Source organism: Deinococcota bacterium, assembly GCA_030858465.1.
Classification (GTDB): Bacteria; Deinococcota; Deinococci; order Deinococcales; family Trueperaceae; genus JALZLY01.
Genome location: JALZLY010000321.1, coordinates 1 through 4125 on the forward strand (window position 1 = coordinate 1; position 4125 = coordinate 4125).

Consider the following 4125-nt stretch of genomic DNA (forward strand, 5'->3'; position numbering starts at 1 on the left):
CGCCTGGCCGGGGCGGCCTTGGACGTGCGCGCCCAGGAGCCGCCTGGCCAGGGCGACCCGCTGCGCGGCCTCCCCAACGTCCTGCTCACTCCTCACGTCGCGGGCGTCACCGAGGAGGCCAACCGCCGCGCCTCCTTGCGCGTCGCCGAGGACGTCCTGCGCGTCTTGCGCGGCGAGCCGCCGGTGAGCCCGCTCGCCCTCTAGCATGGCTCGAGCCTCGAGCGTCGTGGTAATCTGCCCGCTCGGCCCCGTGAGGGTGAGGCTGGACCGCCGGGAGCTCGAGCTCTCGGACCGCGGCGGCTTCGAGGCCGAGTGGGCGGGCTCGGACTCGGGGGCCCTCACGCTCGAGGCCCTCACGCTCGAGGCCTACCGCCTCCTCGCCAAGAGTCACCTGCGCGAGGCCTACCGCGGCCGGCACGGTCGCGAGCCGGCCGCGATTCCCCTCAACCTGGCCAGCCACGCCCTCGCCGACGACCTCGTCGGCTGGACCAGGCTCAACTATCGCGCCGGGTCCTAGCGCCGGGTCCTAGCGCCGGCGCGTTCTTCCCTCAAATCCGGGTGCCGGCAAATCCGGTGCCGGCAAATCCGGTGTTGGGGAGGGGTGCCGGGGCGGTAAAGGGTGGTATCCTCGGACCCGATGAGCCAGCTCCACATTCACGCCCGCGAGGGCGACCTCGCCCCCTTCGTGCTCCTGCCCGGCGACCCGCGGCGGGCGCGCTACATCGCCGAGACCTTTTTCGAGGCGCCCGAACGCTACAACGACCACCGCGGCCTGCTCGGCTACACCGGCCGCTATAAGGGCGCGCGGGTGTCGGTGCAGACGACCGGCATGGGCTGCCCGAGCCTGGCCATCGTCGCCGAGGAGATCATCCGCTTGGGCGCCAGGACGCTCGTCCGGGTGGGCACCAGCGGCATCGTCTCCAAAGAGGTAAGGCCCGGCGAGCTGCTCGTCGCCACGGCCTCGGTGCCCGGCGACGGCACCACCCGCCAGTATCTGAGGGGTGACGCCTACGCGCCCGCGGCCTCGTTTGGGGTGACCCGCGCCCTGGTCGGGGCGGCCGAGGAGGCCGGGCGCCCCTTCCACGTCGGCCTCATCCAGACCGAGGACGCCTTTTACGCCACCACGGCCCAGGACGTGAAGACCCTGGCGGCGCGCGGCGTCCTCGCCGTCGAGATGGAGGCTTCGGCGCTGTTTTTGATCGGCAAGCTGCGCGGGGTGGAGACGGGCTGCGCCCTGGTGGCGTCGAACTACATCGGCGACGCGCGGTTCGTCGCCCCGGAGATTTTGAGAGAAGGAGTCGAGCACATGGTCGAAACAGCACTCGAGGCGGCCTGCCGCCTGCAGACAGCGTCGCCGGGGACACCATGACGGTCGCCGTCCTGGGCGCGGGCACGATGGGCGCGGGCATCGCCCAGACCTGCGCTGGCGCCGGTCACGAGGTTCTCCTGCAAGACGTGAGCAGCGAGGCGCGGGACCGGGGCTTCGAGGCCGTCTCCACCAGCCTCTCCCGGCTCGTCAAAAGGGGCAAGATGAGCGAGGACGACAAGGCCGGCACGCTCGCGCGCATCACCCTGATCGGCGACCTCGACAACATCGCCGAGGCGGAGGTCGTCATCGAGGCCGTCTACGAGGACCTGGCGGCCAAGCGCGAACTCTGGCGGAGGGTGGACGGGGTCGCCAGAGACGAGGCGATCTTAGCCAGCAACACCTCGAGCCTGTCGATCACCCAGCTCGCCTCGTTCGTCAGCCGGCCGGAGCGCTTTTGCGGCCTGCACTTTTTCAACCCCGTGGCGGTCTTGCCGCTCGTCGAGGTGGTCCGGGGGCTCAAGACCGCGGACGACACTCTCAAGGCGGCCAAGGCCTTTGTCGAGGGCATCGGCAAGACGCCGATCCTCTGCGGGGACAAGCCGGGCTTTATCGTCAACCGGCTGCTCGTGCCCTACCTCAATGACGCCGTCCACGCGCTCTCCGAGGGCGTCGCCTCCGCTTCGGACATCGACGCGGCCATGAAGCTCGGCGCCAACATGCCGATGGGCCCCCTGGCCTTGGCCGACCTCGTCGGCCTCGACGTGACCTTGGCCGCCGCCGAGACGCTTCACGGCGAGTTCGGCGACGGCAAGTTCCGCCCCGCCCCGCTGCTCAGGCAGATGGTGCGGGCCGGCCTGCTCGGGCGCAAGAGCGGCGAGGGCTTTTACCTCTACGACGACCCCAAGGCAGGCTCCTAGACAAGAGGAAACGAGGAACGGGTATGGACAATGACGTTGACAACAGCGTAGACACGGGCGCGGACACGGCTGAAGAGCTGGACTTTCAGTTTCTGGACTATGAGGTCAGGGACGGGGTTGGGCTCATCACCGTCAACCGGCCGGACGCGCTGAACGCCTTGAACGCCGACCTGGTGGTCGAGCTGGGCGTGGCGCTCGAGCTCGCCGAGGCCGACGTAGACGTCAGGGCATTGGTCATCACCGGCGCGGGCCGCGCCTTCGTCGCGGGCGCCGACATCGCCAACCTGAACAAGCTGGACAGCGTCTTCAGCGGCCGCGAGGCGGCCCTGGACGGTCAGGGGCTCATGAACAGCCTGGCCGCCCTGCAGATTCCCACCATCGCCGCCGTGGGCGGCTTCGCCCTGGGCGGCGGCCTCGAGCTGGCCCTGGCCTGCGACCTGCGCGTCGCCGGCGAGGGCGCCCGGCTGGGCCTACCCGAGGTCGGTCTGGGACTCATCCCCGGCTACGGCGGCACCCAGCGCCTGCCCCGGCTCATCGGCCGGGGCCGGGCCCTGGACCTCATCCTCACCGGCCGGCACGTCAGGGCCGACGAGGCCCTGGCGCTCGGCCTGGTCAACCGGGTGGTGGAGGACGCGCTAGCGGGCGCGCTCGAGCTCGCCGCCCTGACCGTCAAGAACGCTCCCGTAGCCCTCGGCCTGGCCAAGGAGGCGGTGGCGCGCGGCCTCGACGTGACGCTCGCTCAGGGGCTCGAGATCGAAGCTGACCTCTTTGGCCTGGCGGTCACCACCGAGGACGCCGGCGAGGGCACCGCGGCCTTTTTGGAAAAGCGCGCGGCGGCGTTTACGGGAAAGTAGCGGCTGGTCACCTGCCCGTGCTCGACAGGGATTGCCGCTCGCCCTTTCTGGAGCGCGTGAACAACCCCCTGAATCGGCGCGGGCGCCATCCCGGCTTTGCTGCTGGACATCCCCGCGGCCTACGCCAGACGGTGCACCGACAACTCGCTACTCTTGATGATGTCCACGCAGGGCCGACACATCTAAAGTGAAGTTATCGAAGATAGCCTCTGGAACGACAAACCGCGCGTCGCAAAATGCTTTGCGGACATGGTGCAGCTCTCTTGTCGAGCCTTCAGCCTAAAATTCCACGCTTCGGTTCTGAAGCTTTGTAGCGTTGACAGAGTGAAGGTTGACCAGGTTGTGCGCCCAAACATAGCGCTGTTCGCTAGAGTCATACAGTTGGAGTCACCACAGCGCCACGAGCAGCACAATGTCAGTCGGGAACTTGAGGTGGTCAAAAGGCGTGTCTGTTATGTCGTTGAACGTCCTGTCGCACCCGCCACAGTAGTAGCCCTTGTAACCGAGGTTGGTAGGTTTCTTCAGTTCTTTCGCCTGATCACAGTTGCAGTGAGGGCAAGTCATCAGTCACGCCAACATGCATCTAAAACCAGTCCTGCCAGAACCTTTTGAGGTGCTGCCTAAAAGATGGGTGGTGGAGCGCACGTTAGCGTGGCTAACAAAGTACCGCCGGCTGACCAAGGATTACGAGCGTCTGGTACAGACAAGCGAGGCATTCATCGAAATCCGCCATGATTCATCTGATGGTGCGAAGGCTTGGACGTTGAACTTTTATCAAACACTCTCTCAGACTTTGTCAGCTTCGCTGTCTACAGGTGTGACAACTTTGCTCGCGCCGACCGTTTCTCTTCTCTGCTCACCAACATTCTCCTCAATGTCAATGTCATTCTTGAGGTCCTTGATGCCTCTACGAAACTCCCGGACAGACTGGCCGACGCTTTTAGCAAGTTCGGGTAGGCGCTTAGGGCCAAAGAGCAGCAAAACCACGATCAGAATAATGAGGATTTCCCAGATGCCAAAGGGACCAATTCGCATTCTATACCTC

General features: G+C 66.4%; 5 protein-coding genes and 2 pseudogenes. 6 read left to right on the forward strand and 1 reads right to left on the reverse strand.

The features are described 5' to 3' along the window. The 6 genes and pseudogenes from M3498_15775 to M3498_15800 all read left to right on the forward strand — a co-directional run. Positions 1–204 (forward strand): hydroxyacid dehydrogenase (locus M3498_15775; protein ID MDQ3460739.1); only part of this gene is annotated, 204 nt, incomplete at its 5' end. Position 205: 1 nt separating this feature from the next. Then, the gene (locus M3498_15780; GenBank protein ID MDQ3460740.1) at positions 206–517 is read left to right on the forward strand and encodes a hypothetical protein; all 312 of its coding nucleotides are present in this window, start codon (positions 206–208) and stop codon (positions 515–517) included. 120 nt (positions 518–637) lie between these two features. Continuing rightward, complete coding sequence (locus M3498_15785) at positions 638–1369, forward strand: purine-nucleoside phosphorylase (GenBank protein MDQ3460741.1); 732 nt, start codon at positions 638–640, stop codon at positions 1367–1369. Continuing rightward, the gene (locus M3498_15790; GenBank protein ID MDQ3460742.1) at positions 1366–2226 is read left to right on the forward strand and encodes a 3-hydroxybutyryl-CoA dehydrogenase; all 861 of its coding nucleotides are present in this window, start codon (positions 1366–1368) and stop codon (positions 2224–2226) included. The genes M3498_15785 and M3498_15790 overlap by 4 nt, the downstream gene beginning before the upstream one ends. Positions 2227–2249: 23 nt before the next feature. Next, complete coding sequence (locus M3498_15795; GenBank protein MDQ3460743.1) at positions 2250–3080, forward strand: enoyl-CoA hydratase-related protein; 831 nt, start codon at positions 2250–2252, stop codon at positions 3078–3080. Positions 3081–3681: 601 nt separating this feature from the next. Continuing rightward, positions 3682–3847: pseudogene (locus M3498_15800) on the forward strand (transposase). A gap of 136 nt (positions 3848–3983) precedes the next feature. Here the strand turns inward: M3498_15800 and M3498_15805 are convergent. After that, positions 3984–4115: pseudogene (locus M3498_15805) on the reverse strand (twin-arginine translocase TatA/TatE family subunit). Positions 4116–4125 lie beyond the last annotated feature (10 nt).